Genomic DNA, 18056 nt, shown 5'->3' on the forward strand with positions numbered 1-18056 from the left:
GCCGCGCCCACAAGGGCCGGGCGGGGACGCGAAGGAGCGGACACGCACACGGAAGGGCCGGGCGGGGACGCGAAAGGGGCCCGTGACCGCCGGAACGGTCACGGGCCCCTTCGTACGGATGCGTACGGGCGCCTCGGCGGCGCTACATGCCGACTTCCTTCATCAGCATGCCGACCTCCGTGTTAGTCAGGCGGCGCAGCCAGCCCGACTTCTGGTCGCCCAGCGCGATCGGGCCGAAGGCGGTGCGGACCAGCTTCTCGACCGGGAAGCCCGCCTCGGCCAGCATCCGGCGCACGATGTGCTTGCGGCCCTCGTGCAGGGTGACCTCGACCAGGTAGTTCTTGCCGGTCTGCTCGACCACGCGGAAGTGGTCGGCGCGGGCGTAGCCGTCCTCCAGCTGGATGCCGTCCTTGAGCCGCCGGCCGACCTCGCGGGGCAGCGGGCCGGTGATGGCGGCCAGGTAGGTCTTCTTCACGCCGTACTTGGGGTGCGTGAGGCGGTGGGCCAGCTCGCCGTGGTTGGTGAGCAGGATGATGCCCTCGGTCTCCGTGTCGAGCCGGCCGACGTGGAAGAGCCGGGTCTCGCGGTTGGTGACGTAGTCGCCGAGGCACTGGCGGCCGTCCGGGTCCTCCATGGTGGAGACGACGCCGGCGGGCTTGTTCAGGGCGAAGAAGAGGTACGACTGGGTGGCGACGGTCAGGCCGTCCACCTTGATCTCGTCCTTCTCCGGGTCGACGCGCATGCCCTGCTCGACGACGATCTCGCCGTTGACCTCGACCCTGGCCTGCTCGATCAGCTCCTCGCAGGCGCGGCGCGAGCCCATGCCGGCGCGGGCGAGGACCTTCTGCAGCCGCTCGCCCTCCTGCTCGGCGCCGGGGAAGGTCTTGGGGGTCTTGATCTCGGGCTTGCCGGCGTACCGCTCCCGGTTGCGCTCCTCGGTGCGGGCGTCGTACTCGCGCGAGCGGGCCGGCGCCGTACGGCCGCCGCCGCGCTGCGGGGACTGCCGGGGGCCGCCCTTGGCCCCGCCGCGCGCCGCGTCGCCGCGACCGCGCCGGGGGGCGTCCGAGCGGCCGGCGAGGCCGTCCACGTCGTAGCTGCGCTCCTCCGGGCGCGGCCGGCGCGTGTTGGCACCGCCCTGGCCTCCCTGGCTCCCCTGCCGGAAGCCGCCGCCCTGGCCGCCGGGGCGACCGCCGCTCTGACCCGGACGGCCACCGCCCTGGCCCGGACGCCCGCCGCCCTGGCGGTCGTCGCGCCCGTTGCCGGCGCCGCGGTAGTTGCCGCGTCCGCCGCCACCGCCGCCGCTTCCACGGCCGCCACCGCTGCCGCCGCGGCCGCCGCTGTTGCCACCACGGCTCCCGCCGTTGTTTCCGCTGCTGTTCCTGCCGCTGCTGCTTCGCATCAAAGTTCCGTCTTGTCGTCTACGTCTGCGTCGGGTTCGAACGACGGGACGCCTTCGAGGGAGTCCGGCTCGACCGCCTCCGCCTCGGGGAGGAAGGGGGCGAGCTCGGGGAGTTCGTCCAGGCCGCGCAGGCCCATCCGCTCCAGGAAGTAGTTCGTCGTCCTGTACAGGATCGCACCTGTTTCGGGTTCCGCGCCCGCCTCCTCCACCAGACCCCGCTGGAGGAGGGTCCGCATCACGCCGTCGCAGTTGACCCCGCGCACCGCCGAGACGCGGGAACGGCTGACCGGCTGGCGGTACGCGACGACCGCGAGGGTCTCCAGGGCCGCCTGGGTGAGCCGGGCCTGCCGGCCCTCCAGGACGAAGGCCTCGACGGCCGGGGCGTACGCGGGGCGGGTGTAGTAGCGCCAGCCCCCGGCGACCTGGCGCAGCTCGAAGCCGCGGCCCTGGGCGGTGTACTCGTCGGCCAGCTCGCGCAGGGCGTCGGCGACCTCCCGGGGAGTGCGGTCCAGGACCTCGGCGAGGTGGGCCTCGGTGGCGGGCTCGTCGACCACCATGAGGACGGCTTCGAGGGAGGGCTTGAGGCCGGTGCCGTTGTCGGTGCCGGTGTCGGGGACGCTCACGCGCGGGCCTCCGTTTCCTGTTCCTGTCCTGGTTCCTGGTCGAACTCGTCGGTGACCCCGGTCTCGCCGTCCCCGCCGGTCCAGGAGACGGTGAGGTCACCGAGGGCGGTCTCCTGGTCGAGGGCGACGGCCCGCTCCCGGTAGAGCTCCAGGAGGGCGAGGAAGCGGGCGACGACGGTGAGGGTGTCGCCGGCGTCCTCGATCAGCTCCCGGAAGGCCGCCGTGCCGCGCTCGCGCAGCAGAGCGGCGACCACGGCGGCCTGCTCGCGGACGCTGACGAGGGGGGCGTGGACGTGCTCGACGTACACCTGCGGCTCGGCCTTGGGCTGCATGGCCTTGACGGCCAGCTTGGCGAAGCCCTCGGCGCCGAGGGAGATGACGACCTCGGGGAGCAGCTCGGCGTGGTGCGGTTCGAGTCCGACGGTACGGGGGTGGCGGCGGCCCTCGCTCTCCCACCGCTCCTCGAAGATCGCCGCGATGCGCTTGTACGCGCGGTACTGGAGGAGCCGGGCGAAGAGCAGGTCGCGGGCCTCCAGGAGGGCGAGGTCGGCCTCGTCCTCCACCTCGGCGGCGGGCAGCAGCCGGGCGGTCTTGAGGTCGAGCAGGGTGGCGGCGACGACCAGGAACTCGGTGGTCTGGTCGAGGTCCCCGTCGGGCCCGAGGGCCCGCAGGTGCGCCATGAACTCGTCGGTGACCTCGGAGAGCGCGACCTCGGTGACGTCGAGCTTGTGCTTGGTGATCAGCTGGAGCAGCAGGTCGAAGGGCCCCTCGAAGTTCGAGAGGCGCACGGTGAACCGCCCCTCGGCCCCACCGGGACCGCCGGCCGGGAGCCCGTCCGCGACGGCCGGAGGCCCGTCCGTGGCGGCCGGGGGCCCGTCGCCGGGCTCCGGGTGTTCCCCGTCGGGCGCGGATCCTCGCGCGGCCCCGGGCTCCCCCGCTGCCGGGGACGCCGCGTCCGGGTCACCGGGACGTACGGTCACGGCCTCTGCGGGGCCGGGTTCCCCGGCGGGGGCCGGGTGCCCCTCACGGGGGGCCGGCTCCACGGGCGCGGAGGGCTCGGAGGGGAACGCCGGGAGTTCCCGGCCGCCCGCGGGCCCTCCCGCGGGCGCGGGGGGCTCGGCGACGGGCCCTGGGGGCTCCCGATCAAGCGCGGGGGCCCGTACGGCCGCCTCGGGGACCCCGGCGGGCGCCGCAGAGGTCCCGGCAGGCACTCCGGGAGTCCCGGCGGGATCCACAGAGGTCCCGGCAGGCACTCCGGAGGTCCCGGCGGGAGCCACAGAGGTCCGGGAGGGTTCAGGGGCCCCGGCCCCCTCCCCCGCCCCCCGCAGGGGTCCCGTGCCCCCGCCGTGCCCCAGAGCGCGGCGGCGCGGCGGGCGGGACGTTTCGTCGGGGGTGGAGTCGGGGGCGTGGTGCATGGAGGTCCAGGGGAGCGGAGGGCGCGGCAGCCCGCAGGCTACCGTCAGCGGCCGCGCAGACGGCGGACGAGGATGCTCGCGTCGCCGCGGGACTCCAGGTCCGCCAGGACGACCGCGACGGCCTCCCGGACGATCCGGCCCCGGTCGACGGCGAGGCCGTGCTCGCCGCGCAGCACGAGCCGGGCGTGCTCCAGGTCCATCAGCTCCTCGGCGGAGACGTAGACCGTGATCTTCTCGTCGTGGCGCTCGCGGCCGCTGGGCCGCCGGCTCGCGGTGCGGCCTCCGCCGCGCCGCCGGGGGGCGGCGGCCGGGGCCGCCTTCTCGGTCTCGGGGGACGTCCGGGCGCGCGGTTCCGCGGCCTCGGAGTCCGCCGCCGTGTGCTCCGCGGAGCCCTCGGCCGCCGCCGGGTCGCTCTCGCCCGCCGGGGCCGGGACGGCCCGGCGGGGTGAGGACGCCTGCAGCGCCGTCCCCCCGGTCGTACGGAAGAGTTCGTCGGCGCCGGGCAGACTCACTCGGCGTGACACCGGGCGAGCACCTCCCTGGCGAGCTGGCGGTAGGCGGCGGCGCCCACGGAGTTGGAGGCGTACGTGGTGATGGGCTCGCCGGCGACCGTGGTCTCCGGGAAGCGCACGGTCCGCCCGATGACCGTGTGGTAGACGTGGTCGTCGAAGGCCTCGACGACGCGCGCGAGCACCTCGCGGCTGTGCACGGTCCGGGAGTCGTACATCGTGGCGAGGATGCCGTCGAGCTCCAGCTCGGGGTTAAGCCGCTCCTGGACCTTCTCGATGGTCTCGGTCAGCAGGGCGACGCCGCGCAGCGCGAAGAACTCGCACTCCAAGGGCACGATGACCTTGTGAGCGGCCGTCAGGGCGTTCACGGTCAGCAGGCCGAGCGAGGGCTGACAGTCGATCACGATGTAGTCGTAGTCGTTCATCAGCGGCTTCAGGGCGCGCTGGAGGGTGGACTCGCGCGCGACCTCGCTCACCAACTGCACCTCGGCGGCCGAGAGGTCGATGTTGCTCGGCAGCAGGTCCATGTTGGGCACGGCGGTCTTCAGGAGGACCTCGTCGGCCGACATGCCCCGCTCCATGAGCAGGTTGTAGACGGTGAGGTCGAGCTCCATGGGGTTCACGCCGAGGCCGACCGACAGGGCTCCCTGCGGGTCGAAGTCGACGAGCAGGACCCGCCGTCCGTACTCGGCGAGCGCGGCGCCCAGGTTGATGGTCGACGTGGTCTTGCCGACGCCGCCCTTCTGGTTGCACATCGCGATGATCTTCGCGGGTCCGTGGTCGGTCAGCGGACCCGGGATCGGGAAGTACGGCAGGGGCCGTCCGGTCGGGCCGATCCGCTCGCGGCGCTGGCGGGCGGCGTCGGGCGCGAGGGTGGCCGCGTACTCCGGGTCGGGCTCGTACTCGGCGTCGGGGTCGTAGAAGTGCCCCTCGGGCACCTCGTCGTAGGCGGCGAAGTGGGTGGACTCTCGGCCCATCTCGTTGCCGGCCGTGGCGTTCACGTGTAGGCCGTCCATCGTCTTCATCGTGTGGGCTGTCGTCACGGGCTGGTGCGTCGCGAAGGTCCGCACCGCGACGGAGCCGATCGGAGCTCCCGGCGCACCACTCCCGGGAGTAAATGTCGACTTATTCACAAGTCGTCTTACCTCCTTGAGCGTGACCAGGAACATTTATCGATAGGTCAGCGTGGCACCATGCCGACGGTTGGCGACTCTATGGCGTGTCACCGGTCCGCAGCAACACAATCCGCCGGACCCGGCCCGATGTGTCGGCAACCGAACACGTCTCTGTCAAGGGTGCGCGGCCACGCATCCGCACGTTTCCGGGGTGTGCGAAACGGTTAAAGAGTTACGTTCGCCGCGAGTTGCCCGAACGTTTCGGCGTGGCCGGAGACACGGCCGGCCGGACCTTGTCGAACAAGGTCCGGCCGGGTGCGCGGTATTGACGGCGCGCGTTGACGCGGTGCCGCGGGGTCAGCCCAGGAGGCTGCTCAGCTCGACGTGCTCCAGGCCGTGGGCCTCGGCGACCTCCTTGTACACCACCTTGCCGTCATGGGTGTTGAGACCCAGGGCGAGGGCGGCGTCGCGGCGCAGGGCCTCGGCCCAGCCGTTGTTCGCCAGCGACACGATGTAGGGAAGCGTGGCGTTGGTGAGGGCGTAGGTGGAGGTGTTCGGGACCGCGCCCGGCATGTTGGCGACGCAGTAGAAGACCGAGTCGTGGACCCGGAAGGTCGGCTCGGCGTGGGTGGTCGGGTGCGAGTCCTCGAAGCAGCCGCCCTGGTCGATCGCGATGTCGACAAGGACACTTCCGGGCTTCATCTTGGCGACGAGCTCGTTGGTGACCAGCTTCGGGGCCTTGGCGCCCGGGATGAGGACGGCGCCGATGACGAGGTCGGCCTCGACGACGGCCTTCTCCAGCTCGTAGGCGTTGGAGACGATCGTCTGCACCTTGGTGCCGAAGATCTTGTCGGCCTCGCGGAGCTTGTTGATGTCCTTGTCGAGCAGGGTCACGTGGAAGCCCATCCCGACGGCGATCTGGGTGGCGTTCCAGCCGGAGACGCCGCCGCCGATGACGACGGCCTTGCCGGCGTGGGTGCCGGGGACGCCGCCGGGCAGGACGCCGCGGCCGCCGGCCGAGCGCATCAGGTGGTAGGCGCCGACCTGCGGGGCCAGGCGGCCCGCGACCTCGGACATCGGGGCGAGCAGCGGGAGGGCGCGGTTCGCGGTCTCGACGGTCTCGTACGCGATGGCGGTGGTGCCGGAGGCGAGCAGCGCGTCGGTGCACTCGCGGGAGGCGGCGAGGTGCAGGTAGGTGAAGAGGGTCTGGTCCTTGCGGAGGCGGTGGTACTCCTCCGCGATGGGCTCCTTGACCTTGAGCAGCAGGTCGGCGGTGGCCCAGACCTCGTCGGCGGTGGGGAGGATCTCGGCGCCGGCGGCGACGTACTCCGCGTCCGTGATCGAGGAGCCGACACCGGCGTTCTGCTCGACGAAGACCTGGTGGCCGTGGCGGACGAGCTCGTGGACACCGGCGGGGGTGATGGCCACGCGGAACTCGTTGTTCTTGACCTCGCGGGGGATGCCGACCTTCATCGTCGATCACGGTCCTTGAATCAGGGAGGGATAACTGGCGCACTGCGATACATACCCGGATGCATCGCGACGCACCGGGGCAGACCACGTTCGAACGCGGCAGAACCAGTCTAATGAAGGAGTTCCTGCTGTCTAGCCTTTCAAAGTACTAATCTTCACCGAACCCACTGCGGATTTCGTAGGCAGATGGTTCCGTTTCCAGCAGTCTCTCCGCCCCGGCCCGGTGCAGCCGGGCCGCCGCCGGGTCGCCGAGCCGGTCGAGGGTGTCGGCGAGGCGCAGCCGGAGCGCCGCCTGGAGCCGGACGTCCTGGGCGCGGCGGGCCCACTCCACGGCCTCCTCGCAGGTCCGCAGGGACTCCTCGGGCCGCCCCGCGTACTCCTGGACCCGGGCCGCCTCGCTCAACGCCCGTGCGTAGCCGGGGAGATCGGAGAGCCTGCGGTAGCCGGCGGCGGCGGCCCGCCAGTTCCGCAGGGCCTCCCCGTACCGCCCGGCGTAGGTCTGCACGGCGCCGAGGCGGGCGTACAGCCGGGCCTGGTCGGCCCGCTCGTCCCGGGCGAGGCGCTGGGCGAGCGCCCGCCCGTACCAGTCGCCGGCCCGCTGCCAGTCCCCCAGCTCCTGATAGGACCCGCCTACGGATTCCATCGCCCGGCCGGTCGCGTACGGGTCATTTGCTGCGCGTCCGGCCTCCAAAGCAGACCGATACCGCAGCAGAGCCTCCTTCGTCCTGCCGGTACGGGCGTCGAGGTCGGCCAGGTTCAGCAGGGCCGCGGCCCGCTCCCGGTGCAGTCCGCGCCGCTCGGCCACGTCCAGGACGAGCCGGTGGAGCCCGTACAGCTCGGGGGCGGCCGCCTCGGCGCCCCGGTGCGCGGTGAGCGCCCGGACCAGGGAGGCGATCAGGCGGCGGGCCAGGGTGTCGAGCTCCCCGTCGGCGACGGCGAGGCGGGCGGAGGCCAGCAGGACGGGCCGCCGGGAGTCCAGCCAGGCCGCTCCGGCGGCGGCGTTCGGGAAGCGCAGGGCGCGCGGCAGCCCGGCCAGCTTCCTGCGGGCGGGCGAGCCCTCGGGTTCGGTGACCGCGCGGCAGGACTGGAGGAGCCGTACGGTCCGCTCCAGCATCCGGGCCCGGGCGAGCTGCACCTCGGCGGGCCGGTCGCGCTCCTCCAGTTGCGCACGGAGGAGGGGCACCAGATGGGAGCGGACCTCGTACTGCCCGTCCTCGCCGGCCGAGACGAGTCCCAGGGCCTCGAAGTCGGCGAGCGTGGTCGCGGCCGCCGAGACCGAGCAGCCGGCCAGGGCGGAGGCGGTGTGGGCGTCGGCCCGGCCGAGCGGGGCGAGGACGAGGAAGCGCAGTATCCGGGCGGCGGTGGCGGGCAGCGCCTCGTGGGCGAGCAGGAAGGCCCGGGTGAGGGGGTCGCCGCCCGGCCCGTGCAGCCGCTTGGCGAGGTCGGCGACGGAGGCCTTGGGGTGGGTGGAGAGCCAGCCGCCGGCGAGGACGACCGCGGCGGGCAGTCCCCCGCACTCCTCGACCAGGGTCTCGGCGGCCTGCGGGTCGACGGTGATGCGGACGGAGCCGGTGAAGGAGGTGAGCAGTTCGATGGCCGACTTGGGGTCGAGGCCGCCGAGGGTGCAGGGCCGTACGTCGGGGATGCCGGTGAGCGGCCCCCCGGCGACCCCGATGACCAGGGTGCCGGGCTCGTCGGGGATCAGCGGGTCCGCCTGCTCGGCGTCGACGGCGTCGTCGAGGATCAGGACGGCCCGGCGCCCGGCGAAGGCCCCGCGGACCAGTGCGGTCAGCTCGTCCTCGGCGGCGCCGGGGGGTTCGGCGACGCCGAGGGCGGCGAGGAGTTCCCGGGCGGCCCGGCCGGTGGGGACGGGCTCGCCGCCGGGCTCGGCGAGCCGGACGCGGAAGGTCCCGTCGGGGTACCGGTCGGCGACCGCGGCGGCCAGTTCCTCGGCGAGGGCGGTACGTCCCGAGCCCGGCTTCCCGGCGACGAGCAGGACCCGGGAGCGGGGTGCCTTGCGGCCGGTGAGGGTGTCGAGACCGGTCCGTTCGATGTCGGCGCGCAGGGCCTTCAACTCGCGCTGGCGGCCGAAGAACCGCCTGCTGCCGGTTGCCGCCACCGCCTGATCCGTCACGGGCCACGCTCCCGTCCACCTGCGCACGAGCCGATCCCGCGGGAGGGGCTCCGCGCGGGCGTTTCCGAGCGTAGTTCAGCGCGGGACGCATACCCGGCGGAGCAGGGCGGACACATCCCTCGATCGGATCAACAGATGGTCACACCGGGACCTGCGTCCGCTCCCGCCGCACCCGGCACGGACCCGGCGGTCCGGCCGGGGCCTACGCCTCGAACGGGCGCGCCGGCCAGGGCGCCTCCGCCGGGCGGAGGGCGTCGAGGCCGTCGCCGGCGCGGGCGGCGGCCAGCGCCAGGACGCCGTTCACCAGGCAGCTGTTGTGCAGGTCGCCCGCGAGGACACCCCGTACGAGGTCCCCGAGCGGCACCCGCGCCACCTCCATGTCGGCCTCCTCCTCGGCCACCTCGAAGCGCTCGCCCTCCGCCTCCGCGAGGTCCCGCGCGAGGAAGATCCGCACGGCCTCGTCGCTGCCGCCCGGGGAGGTGTAGAAGTCGGTGAGGACCCGCCAGTCCTCCGCCTTGACGTGCGCCTCCTCGTACAGCTCGCGCCGGGCGGCGTGCAGCGGGTTCTCGCCGGGCACGTCGAGCAGCCCGGCCGGGATCTCCCAGAGCCGGTGCCGCACCGGGTGCCGGTACTGCTTGATCAGCAGCACCCGGTCCTCCGCGTCCAGGGCCAGGACGGCCACCGAGCCGGGGTGGACCTGGTAGTCGCGGCGCGCGACCGTGCCGTCCGGCATGACCACGTCGTCCGTGCGGACGCCCGTCTTCCCGCCCTGGAAGGGGGTCGCCGTCGCGGCGATCCGCCACTCCTGCGGGGTGTCCTGCAACTCCATCGGTCGTCCTCCCGTAGACACACGAAAACCGGGGTGCGGGACCCGAACGGGCCCGCACCCCGGCAACGTTAGCGCCTGCGCCCTACTTGCCCGTCTTGCGCTCCACCGCGGCCTTCACCAGGCCCGCGAAGAGCGGGTGCGGACGGGTCGGGCGGGAGCGGAGCTCCGGGTGCGCCTGGGTGGCGACCAGGTAGGGGTGGACCTCGCGCGGGTACTCGACGTACTCCACCAGCTTGTTGTCCGGGGAGGTGCCGGAGAAGACCAGGCCGGCCTTCTTCTCCAGCTCCGCGCGGTACGCGTTGTTCACCTCGTAGCGGTGGCGGTGGCGCTCCTCGACGTACGGCTCGTCGCCGTAGACCTCGCGGACGATCGAGCCCTCGGCGAGCTTCGCCGGGTACAGGCCCAGGCGCATCGTCCCGCCCAGGTCGCCCGCGCCCTCGACGTACGCCAGCTGCTCCTCCATCGTGGAGACGACGGGGTGCGCGGTGGCCGGGTCGAACTCGGTGGAGTTGGCCTCGGGGATGTCGGCCAGGTTCCGGGCGGCCTCGATGACGATGCACTGGAGGCCCAGGCAGATGCCGAGCAGCGGCACCTTGTGCTCGCGGGCGTACTGGATCGCGCCGACCTTGCCGCTCACGCCGCGGTCGCCGAAGCCGCCGGGGATGAGGATCGCGTCGACGTCGCCGAGCTGCTTCTCGGCGCCGGCCGGGGTCTTGCAGTCGTCGGAGGTGACCCACTTGACCTTGACCCGGGCCTTGTTGGCGAAGCCGCCGGCCCGCATGGCCTCGGTGACCGACAGGTAGGCGTCGGGCAGGTCGATGTACTTGCCGACGAGCGCGACGGTGACCTCGTGCTCCGGGTTGTGGACGCGGTCCAGGAGGTCCTCCCAGACGGTCCAGTCCACGTCGCGGAAGGGCAGGTCGAGCTTGCGGACGACGTAGGCGTCCAGGCCCTCGGTGTGCAGCACCTTCGGGATGTCGTAGATCGACTTGGCGTCGATGGCGGCGACCACGGCGGCCTCGTCCACGTCGCACATCAGCGAGATCTTGCGCTTGATGGCGGTGGGGACGTCGCGGTCGGCGCGCAGCACGATCGCGTCGGGCTGGATGCCGATGTTGCGCAGGGCGGCGACCGAGTGCTGGGTCGGCTTGGTCTTCAGCTCGCCGGACGGGCCGATGTAGGGAAGCAGCGAGATGTGCACGACGAAGACGTTGTCGCGGCCGACCTCGTGGCGGACCTGGCGGACGGTCTCCAGGAACGGCAGGGACTCGATGTCGCCGACGGTGCCGCCGACCTCGGTGATGACCACGTCGACGTCGTCGGTCGCCATGCGGCGGATCCGGGACTTGATCTCGTTGGTGATGTGCGGGATGACCTGCACGGTGTCGCCCAGGTACTCGCCGCGCCGTTCCTTGGCGATGACCTGCGAGTAGACCTGGCCGGTGGTGACGTTGGCCGAGCCGTCGAGGTCGACGTCGAGGAAGCGCTCGTAGTGGCCGATGTCCAGGTCGGTCTCGGCGCCGTCGTTGGTGACGAACACCTCGCCGTGCTGGAACGGGTTCATGGTGCCGGGGTCGACGTTCAGGTACGGGTCGAGCTTCTGCATCGTGACCCGCAGGCCGCGTGCCTTGAGGAGCGCACCCAGGCTGGAGGCGGTCAGGCCCTTGCCGAGGGAGGAGGCGACACCCCCGGTGACGAAGATGTGCTTGGTCGTCGTGGTGTTGGGCGGCATCGCCAAGAGGGGGCTCCCGTGGTCGCGTTCTGGAGGTGCGTACCGGCGTCCCCTCCGGAAGAATCGGGGGGTGCCGTCGCTGCGGTTGCGGGGTCCTCGGCTGTCGCCGTTTCCCACCGGTCCACGGGGTACCAGGGTATCAGCGACCCGGGGAGACCGCTTCCGGCCACACGTGGCAGCCGGGTGTTCACGGACGGCGACGCACCCGGGGCTCCGGCCGGCTCCGGACGGGGAAAGGGGGTTCACCCGATTGGAGCAGCGACGTCACTGGTGTGATCAACGGATGGTGCGGGCGCAACGTATCCTGCTCGGACATGGCCCGCCGAGCCGGCCGGCCGACGACGCCACCGCCTGTCCCCCCGGGGCCGGACCCCGGGGACCCATCCCGGACCGAGGCTTGTCGCAGACCCCCCGACCGCTGACACACTCGGACCCCGGCCGGCATATGCGGCCGGGCATCTGGAGCAAGCGCCCCGAGGGGCGGACATGGCCGTTCGACTGGAGTGAAGCACGTGGCCGGGCGCATCGAGGATTACGCACTCATCGGAGACATGCAGACCGCTGCCCTGGTCTGCCGGGACGGCAGCGTGGACTGGCTCTGCCTGCCCCGCTTCGACTCGCACGCGATCTTCGCGGGACTCCTCGGCACCGAGGAACACGGGTTCTGGCGGGTGGCCCCCGCGGGCCCCGAGGACGCCGAGCCGGCCCCCGCCGACCGGCGCCGCTACCGGGGGGACTCGCTCATCCTGGAGTCCGAGTGGGACACCCCGCGCGGCACGGTCCGGGTGACCGACTTCATGCCTCCGCGCGACGGCGCGCCGCAGCTGATCCGGATCGTCGAGGGCGTCTCCGGCCGGGTCCCGATGCGGTCCGCGCTGCGGATGCGGTTCAGCTACGGCCGGATCGTGCCCTGGGTGCACAAGGTCGGGGACCGCACGGTCGCGGTCGCCGGGCCCGACTCGGTGTGGCTGGACACGGAGGCCGAGACCCACGGTGAGGACCTCACCACGTACTCCGAGTTCACCGTCGGTCCCGGGGAGCGGGTCGCCCTCACGATCTCCTGGCAGCCCTCCCACAAGGAGCCGCCGGGCCTGCCGGACCCCGAGGGCTCCCTGGAGGCGACCGCCGACTTCTGGCGCGAGTGGGTCGACCACTGCACGTACCACGGCCCCTACCGGGAGGCCGTGGTCCGCTCCCTGATCACCCTGAAGGCGCTGACGTACGCGCCGACCGGCGGGATCGTCGCCGCCCCGACGACCTCGCTGCCCGAGGAGATCGGCGGCGTGCGGAACTGGGACTACCGCTACACCTGGCTGCGGGACGCGGCGATCACCCTCTCCTCGATGCTGCGCACCGGCTACCGCGAGGAGGCCCGCGCCTGGCGGGACTGGCTGCTCCGCGCCGTCGCGGGCGACCCGGAGAACCTCCAGATCATGTACGGCATCGCGGGCGAGCGCGAGCTGGGCGAGGCCGAGCTGGACTGGCTGCCGGGGTACGAGGGCTCCACCCCGGTCCGGGTCGGCAACGGCGCCGCGAACCAGCTCCAGCTGGACGTGTACGGCGAGGTCACCGAGGCCCTGCACCTGGCGCACATGACGGGTCTGTCCCGGAACGACTACGCCTCCCTGCTCCAGCTGAAGCTGATCGAGTACCTGGAGAAGAACTGGGACCAGCCCGACGAGGGCATCTGGGAGGTCCGCGGCCCGCGCCGGCACTTCGTGCACTCCAAGGTGATGGCCTGGGTGGCGGTGGACCGCACGATCAAGCTGATCGAGTCCGGGGACGCCGACGGGCCCCTCGACCGCTGGCGCGAGCTGCGCGACGAGATCCACCGGGACGTGTGCGAGAAGGGCTACGACAAGGAGCGGAACACCTTCACGCAGTCGTACGGCTCCAAGGAGCTGGACGCCTCGCTGCTGCTGATCCCGCAGATGGGGTTCCTGCCGCCGGACGACAAGCGGGTCATCGGCACGATCGAGGCGATCCAGCGGGAGCTGTCCACGGAGGACGGCTTCGTCCTGCGCTACCCGACGGCGGGCGAGGAGGCCGGCGTGGACGGCCTGGAGGGCGACGAGGGCGCGTTCCTGGCGTGCTCCTTCTGGCTGGCCGACGACCTGGCGATGATCGGCCGGGTCGACGAGGCCCGGACCCTCTTCGAGAAGCTGCTCGCGCTCCGCAACGACCTGGGGCTGCTCGCCGAGGAGTGGGACCCGGTGCGCCAGCGCCAGGTGGGCAACTTCCCGCAGGCCTTCAGCCACGTCCCGCTGATCGACACGGCCCTGCGGCTGACGGCGAGCGGCGCGTACGGCGGCTGAGGGGGCGCGCGGCGGCCGGTGGTGCGGCCGGGGCGCACGGGCAGGGGGCCGGACCTACGATGAAAGGGTCCTGTCCCCCGCAAGGAAGGGGGGCACCCCATGGCTCCCCGAACGCCCGTCCCCGACAGCGCCCTGGCCGGTCTCCGCGAGGACCTGGCGGGTGAGGTCCTCGTGCCGGACGACCCCGGCTACGACGCGGCGAGGACCGTCTTCAACGGCATGATCGACCGGCGTCCGGCCGTCGTCGCCCAGTGCGCCACCCCCGAGGACGTCGCCAACGCGGTGCTCTTCGGCCGGGAGACGGGCCTGCCGGTCGCGGTGCGCGGCGGCGGCCACTCCGTCGCCGGCACGGCCCTCAACGACGGCGGCCTGGTGGTGGACCTGCGCCGGATGCACACGGTGGTCGCGGACCCCGAGCACATGACGGTACGGGTCGGGGGCGGGGCGACCATGGCGCACCTGGACCGCGCCTGCCAGCCGTTCCACGTGGCGGTGACCGGCGGCCGGGCGTCCACGACCGGGGTCGGCGGGTTCACGCTCGGCGGCGGTTCGGGCTGGCTGGAGCGGAGGTTCGGCCTCGCCTGCGACAACCTGCTCTCCGCCGAGCTGGTCACGGCCGGGGGGCGGCACGTGCACGCGGACGCCGAGGAGAACCCGGAGCTGTTCTGGGCGCTGCACGGCGGCGGCGGGAACTTCGGGGTGGTGACCTCGCTGACGCTGCGGGTGCACGAGCTGCCGGAGTTCTGCTTCGCGCTGCTGGTGTTCACCCCGGACGCGGGCCCCGAGGCGGTCCGGGCGTACCGGGACGTGTTCGACGCCCCGGCCCCCGACGCGGCGGGCGGCGCGGTGCTCTGTCTGACGGCCCCGCCGGAGGACTTCGTACCGCCGGAGCTGGTGGGGACACCGGTCTACGTCGTGCTCACCACGTACGCCGGGCCGGAGGAGGAGCTGCGGGAGGCGGTGGCGCCGCTGCTCGCGCTCGGCCCGGCGGCGACGGTGGTGGCGGAGATCCCGTACGCCGACTTCCAGTGCATGCTGGACGACCCTCCCGGGCAGCGGAACTACTGGTCGGCCGAGTACCTGGACGCCTTCCCCGACGGGGCCGTGGACCGCTTCTGCGCGCGGGCGGCGGACATGCCGGTGCCGACCGGGACGCAGCACCTGGTGTTCCCGATGGGCGGGCGGGTGGCGGGCGGGCCCCCCGGATACCCGCTGCCGTGGCGCACGGCCCCGTGGGGCGTGCACCCCTTCGGGGTGTGGGAGGACCCGGCCGAGGACGAACGGGTGATCCGCTGGGTGCGGGACGTCCGGGCGGACATGCGGCCGTGGGCGGTCGGCGCCGTGTACCTGAACTTCATCGGCTCCGAGGGCGCGGACCGGGTGGCGGCGGGCCTCGGCGCGGAGAACGTCCGGCGGTTGGCCGGGGTGAAGGCGGCGTACGACCCCGAGAACGTGTTCCGCTTCAACCACAACATCGTCCCGGCGGCCTGAGGGGCGCCCGCCGACCGCCCCGTCCGGGGTGACGCAGGACACACTCGACACACGATCGCGCAATCCCCTCCCGGGGGCGACGAGTTGTCGGGCCGGTGGACGAAGTGTCCGGCGCCGTGACCGTGGGGTGATGTCGCCGGAAGTCGGACGCGGGTAGCGTCCGGGGCCATGGACAACCAGGGCGGGATCACCGTGCAGCGGGCCCTCGAACTCCCCGGCCTGCGCGGCGGGCTCCCGGAGGTCGTCGTCGGCGCGGACCGGCTGCACCGGACGGTGCGCTGGGTGCACGCGGGCGAGGTGCCGAACATCGCGTCGCTGCTCAAGGGCGGCGAGCTGCTGCTCACCACGGGCCTCGGGCTCGGGACCCGGCCGGCCGAGCAGCGGGCCTTCGTGCGGCGGCTCGCCGACCGGGGCATCGCCGCGCTCGTGGTGGAGCTGGGGCCGCGCTTCGCCCGCCTCCCGGCGACGATCGTGGAGGCCGCGCGGACGGCGGGCCTGCCGCTGGTGCAGCTGCACCGCGAGGTGCCGTTCGTGACGGTGACGGAGGAGATCCACACCGAGATCGTCAACGGCCACTACGCCCTCCAGCGACGGGCCGAGGAGGTCCACCGGCAGTGCACGGAGGCCCTGCTCGGCGGCGGCGGGGTCCCGCAGGTGCTGCGGATCCTCTCCGACTTCGCCGCCAACCCGGTCTTCCTGGAGACCCCAGACGGACAGCTCCTGTACGCGGCGGGCACCGAGTCCGCGCCCGCCGACCCGCTCCAGGTGTGGGACGGGCTGCGCGGCGGCCGGGCGGCCCGCGAGTCGGGCCCGCCCACCGGCACGGTCCTGGTGGACGTGCCCGGCGGCGGCCCCGGTACGGGCTCGGTGCGGGCCCGCCTGGTGCTCCTGGCGGTCTCCGGCGCCCTCTCCCCCGTCCACCGGATGGCGGCCGAGCGGGCGGCCGGGCTCCTCGCGGTCGTCCTCATGCAGGCGCGGCAGGAGGAGGAGCTGGCCGCGCGCGGCCGGGGCGACTTCCTGACGGACCTGGCGGAGGGCAGGATCACGGCCGAGGACGCCCCGGCACAGGCCCGGGTCCTCGGCTTCAGGCCCGGGGACGGCCCGCTCCTGCCGGTGGTGATGCGCCTCGCCCCGGAGCTGTCCCCCTCGGGGAACTGGGCGCTGCTGGCCCGGGCGGTCCTGGAGGAGCTGTCCTCCGTCGGAGTGCCCGTGCTGCTCGGTGTCCGCCCGGTCGAGGGCCGGGTCCCGCTCCTGCTCGGCCTGCGTTCGGAGACCGAGCGCACGGCGGTCGCGGACCGGGTCGCGGCGGCGCTGCGCGCGGGCGTGGAGCGGGCCGGCCTGGAACGGGCGGGCACGCACCCGCCGGTGATCGTGGTGGGCGTGGCGGGCGGCTGGGCGGCGGCCTCGGCGGGCCTGCGGCACGCGGCGGAGACGGCGACGGCGGCGCAGGGCCTGTCGGACCTGCCCTGGTACGACGCGCGGCGCCTCGACATCGACCTGCTGCTCTGGCGGCTGCACTTCCACGGGGACACGGTCCTCGCGGCCTTCGTGGACCGCGCGATCGGCCCCCTCCAGGAGCACGACCGCACCTCCCGGCCGCCGCTGCTGCCGACCCTGGAGACGTATCTGGCGCACGCGGGCCGCAAGGCGGAGACGGCCCGCGAGCTGCACCTCAACCGGCAGACCCTCTACAACCGCCTGGCCCGCATCTCGGAGCTCCTGGGCACGGACCTGGACGACCCCCAGACGGTCCTGGCCCTCTCCCTGGCCCTCAGGGCCCGCCGCCACACGCCGTGACCCCTGCTCGGCGCCCGACCAGCTCGGCGTGACCCCCGCTCAGCGCCCCACCAGCTCGTCGTACACGCTGAGCACGTGGGCGACCGTGTCGTCCTCGGTCGGCCACGTGCCCGCCTGGACCCGGCCCGCGGCCGCCAGGTCCATCCGCCGGTCGGCGTCCTCCAGGAGTCCCCGCACCACCGCCGCGAGGGCCGCGGAGTCCCCGTACGGGACCAGTTCGGCGGCGTCGCCGACGAGTTCGGGCACCCCGCCGACCGCCGTGGCGACGAGCGGCACGCCGAGGCGCAGCGCCTCCTGGGCGAGCGGGGAGCGGGCCTCCCAGCGGGACGGGAGGACCGCGACGTCCGCCGCCGCGAGCAGTTCGGCGACGTCCTCGCGGCTCCCGATCAGCCGGACCGGCAGGTCCTCGTCGGTGATCCGCCGCTGGAGCAGGGCCCGTTCGCGCCCCTCTCCGGCGATGACGAGGAGCGGCTGCGGGTCGAGGTCCCGCCACCGCCGGGCCGCGTCGAGCAGGGTCCGGTACCCCCGGCCGCGTTCGAGCGCTCCGACGGCCATCAGCAGCGGCCGGTCGACGGCGCCGAGTTCGGCGCGCGCCTTGCCGTCGTGGAGGCAGACCGGGCCGCGGGCGGCGGGCAGGGTGACGGGGGCGAGCCGGGCGTCGCGGGCGCCGCGCCGCCGGGCCCGGTCGACCAGTTCGGAGGTGGTGGCGAGGACGACGCTCGCGGCCCGCACGGTCCGCCGTTCGAGGAGCCGGAGGACCCCGCCCCGCGCCCCCTCCGCACGGCCGCGGGTGTGCCAGGTCGTCACGAGCGGGACCGGCGCCCCGCCGGAGAGCGCGAGCGCGGCCCGTACGGAGGCCTGGAGGCCGTGCGCGTGGACCACGTCCGCGCCGATGCAGGTGTTGCGCAGGGCGGTGACGGCCGCGGGGTCGCCGAGGCGCGGCAGCGGCACGAAGTGCGCGCCGGCGCCGGGGTAGTCGTGGAGGCGGTCGAGTTCGGGAGGGGCGCACACGGTCACCCGCACGCCCCTCGCCACAAGCCCCGAGGCGAGTGATCGGACGTGCGCGCTGCTGCCCGCGCTGCCGCCGCCCAGCACGTGGACCGTACGGAGCTGTGTCACGCGCCCAAGAATGCCAGTCCGGGCCCGGGACCGTACGCACGTTCCGGCACCGAGATGGAGCCGTTCCCTTGCGCGGAGGGCGCCCGACGCCCCCGCTCACCCCAC

Annotated in this window: 13 protein-coding genes; 3 read left to right on the forward strand and 10 right to left on the reverse strand. The window is 73.7% G+C overall.

The features are described from left to right. Positions 1–142: 142 nt before the first annotated feature. The 9 genes from OO47_RS05165 to OO47_RS05205 form a co-directional block, all read right to left on the reverse strand. A complete protein-coding gene (locus OO47_RS05165; protein ID WP_030212675.1) occupies positions 143–1399 on the reverse strand; it encodes a pseudouridine synthase in 1257 nt (418 codons plus the stop codon). Then, positions 1399–1956, reverse strand: a complete 558-nt coding sequence (gene scpB, locus OO47_RS05170; RefSeq protein ID WP_051715946.1) for an SMC-Scp complex subunit ScpB — start codon at positions 1954–1956, stop codon at positions 1399–1401. The genes OO47_RS05165 and scpB overlap by 1 nt, the downstream gene beginning before the upstream one ends. Positions 1957–2018: 62 nt before the next feature. After that, positions 2019–2810, reverse strand: coding sequence for a segregation and condensation protein A (locus OO47_RS38715; protein WP_063831879.1), 792 nt, complete (start codon positions 2808–2810; stop codon positions 2019–2021). A gap of 671 nt (positions 2811–3481) precedes the next feature. After that, entirely contained in the window at positions 3482–3949 is a 468-nt protein-coding gene (locus OO47_RS05180) for a hypothetical protein (RefSeq protein ID WP_030212667.1), read from the reverse strand. Continuing rightward, complete coding sequence (locus tag OO47_RS05185; protein ID WP_030212665.1) at positions 3946–4971, reverse strand: ParA family protein; 1026 nt, start codon at positions 4969–4971, stop codon at positions 3946–3948. Before OO47_RS05185 ends, OO47_RS05180 begins: the two co-directional genes overlap by 4 nt. A gap of 447 nt (positions 4972–5418) precedes the next feature. After that, positions 5419–6534, reverse strand: coding sequence for an alanine dehydrogenase (gene ald / locus OO47_RS05190; protein ID WP_030212663.1), 1116 nt, complete (start codon positions 6532–6534; stop codon positions 5419–5421). Positions 6535–6682: 148 nt separating this feature from the next. Then, positions 6683–8668, reverse strand: coding sequence for a tetratricopeptide repeat protein (locus tag OO47_RS05195; RefSeq protein WP_033208108.1), 1986 nt, complete (start codon positions 8666–8668; stop codon positions 6683–6685). Between the two features lie 202 nt (positions 8669–8870). After that, positions 8871–9497, reverse strand: coding sequence for an NUDIX domain-containing protein (locus tag OO47_RS05200; RefSeq protein ID WP_030212658.1), 627 nt, complete (start codon positions 9495–9497; stop codon positions 8871–8873). A gap of 82 nt (positions 9498–9579) precedes the next feature. Then, positions 9580–11229: a CTP synthase gene (locus tag OO47_RS05205; RefSeq protein WP_030212653.1), complete on the reverse strand. Its 1650-nt coding sequence runs from the start codon at positions 11227–11229 to the stop codon at positions 9580–9582. Between the two features lie 512 nt (positions 11230–11741). Here OO47_RS05205 and OO47_RS05210 point away from each other — a divergent pair. The 3 genes from OO47_RS05210 to OO47_RS05220 all read left to right on the forward strand — a co-directional run bounded on the left by OO47_RS05210 (position 11742) and on the right by OO47_RS05220 (position 16832). Next, on the forward strand, positions 11742–13544 hold the full coding sequence (locus tag OO47_RS05210; RefSeq protein WP_030212650.1) for a glycoside hydrolase family 15 protein: 1803 nt from the start codon (positions 11742–11744) through the stop codon (positions 13542–13544). Between the two features lie 99 nt (positions 13545–13643). Next, on the forward strand, positions 13644–15035 hold the full coding sequence (locus tag OO47_RS05215; protein WP_030212646.1) for an FAD-binding oxidoreductase: 1392 nt from the start codon (positions 13644–13646) through the stop codon (positions 15033–15035). 168 nt (positions 15036–15203) lie between these two features. Then, positions 15204–16832, forward strand: a complete 1629-nt coding sequence (locus OO47_RS05220) for a PucR family transcriptional regulator (RefSeq protein WP_030212643.1) — start codon at positions 15204–15206, stop codon at positions 16830–16832. A gap of 39 nt (positions 16833–16871) precedes the next feature. Here the strand turns inward: OO47_RS05220 and OO47_RS05225 are convergent, their stop codons facing one another. Next, entirely contained in the window at positions 16872–17951 is a 1080-nt protein-coding gene (locus OO47_RS05225) for a glycosyltransferase family 4 protein (protein ID WP_030212637.1), read from the reverse strand. Between the last annotated feature and the right edge of the window lie 105 nt (positions 17952–18056).

Source organism: Streptomyces bikiniensis (assembly GCF_000716625.1).
GTDB classification, from domain to species: domain Bacteria; phylum Actinomycetota; class Actinomycetes; order Streptomycetales; family Streptomycetaceae; genus Streptomyces; species Streptomyces bikiniensis.

What these genes read in the sequence shown, in the direction of transcription:
- OO47_RS05165 (WP_030212675.1), bottom strand. Translation starts at nt 1,399, where the DNA reads ATGCGAAGCAGCAGCGGCAGGAACAGCAGCGGAAACAACGGCGGGAGC.
- scpB (WP_051715946.1), bottom strand. Translation starts at nt 1,956, where the DNA reads ATGGTGGTCGACGAGCCCGCCACCGAGGCCCACCTCGCCGAGGTCCTG.
- OO47_RS05185 (WP_030212665.1), bottom strand. Translation starts at nt 4,971, where the DNA reads ATGAAGACGATGGACGGCCTACACGTGAACGCCACGGCCGGCAACGAG.
- ald (WP_030212663.1), bottom strand. Translation starts at nt 6,534, where the DNA reads ATGAAGGTCGGCATCCCCCGCGAGGTCAAGAACAACGAGTTCCGCGTG.
- OO47_RS05200 (WP_030212658.1), bottom strand. Translation starts at nt 9,497, where the DNA reads ATGGAGTTGCAGGACACCCCGCAGGAGTGGCGGATCGCCGCGACGGCG.
- OO47_RS05205 (WP_030212653.1), bottom strand. Translation starts at nt 11,229, where the DNA reads ATGCCGCCCAACACCACGACGACCAAGCACATCTTCGTCACCGGGGGT.
- OO47_RS05215 (WP_030212646.1), top strand. Translation starts at nt 13,644, where the DNA reads ATGGCTCCCCGAACGCCCGTCCCCGACAGCGCCCTGGCCGGTCTCCGC.
- OO47_RS05220 (WP_030212643.1), top strand. Translation starts at nt 15,204, where the DNA reads ATGGACAACCAGGGCGGGATCACCGTGCAGCGGGCCCTCGAACTCCCC.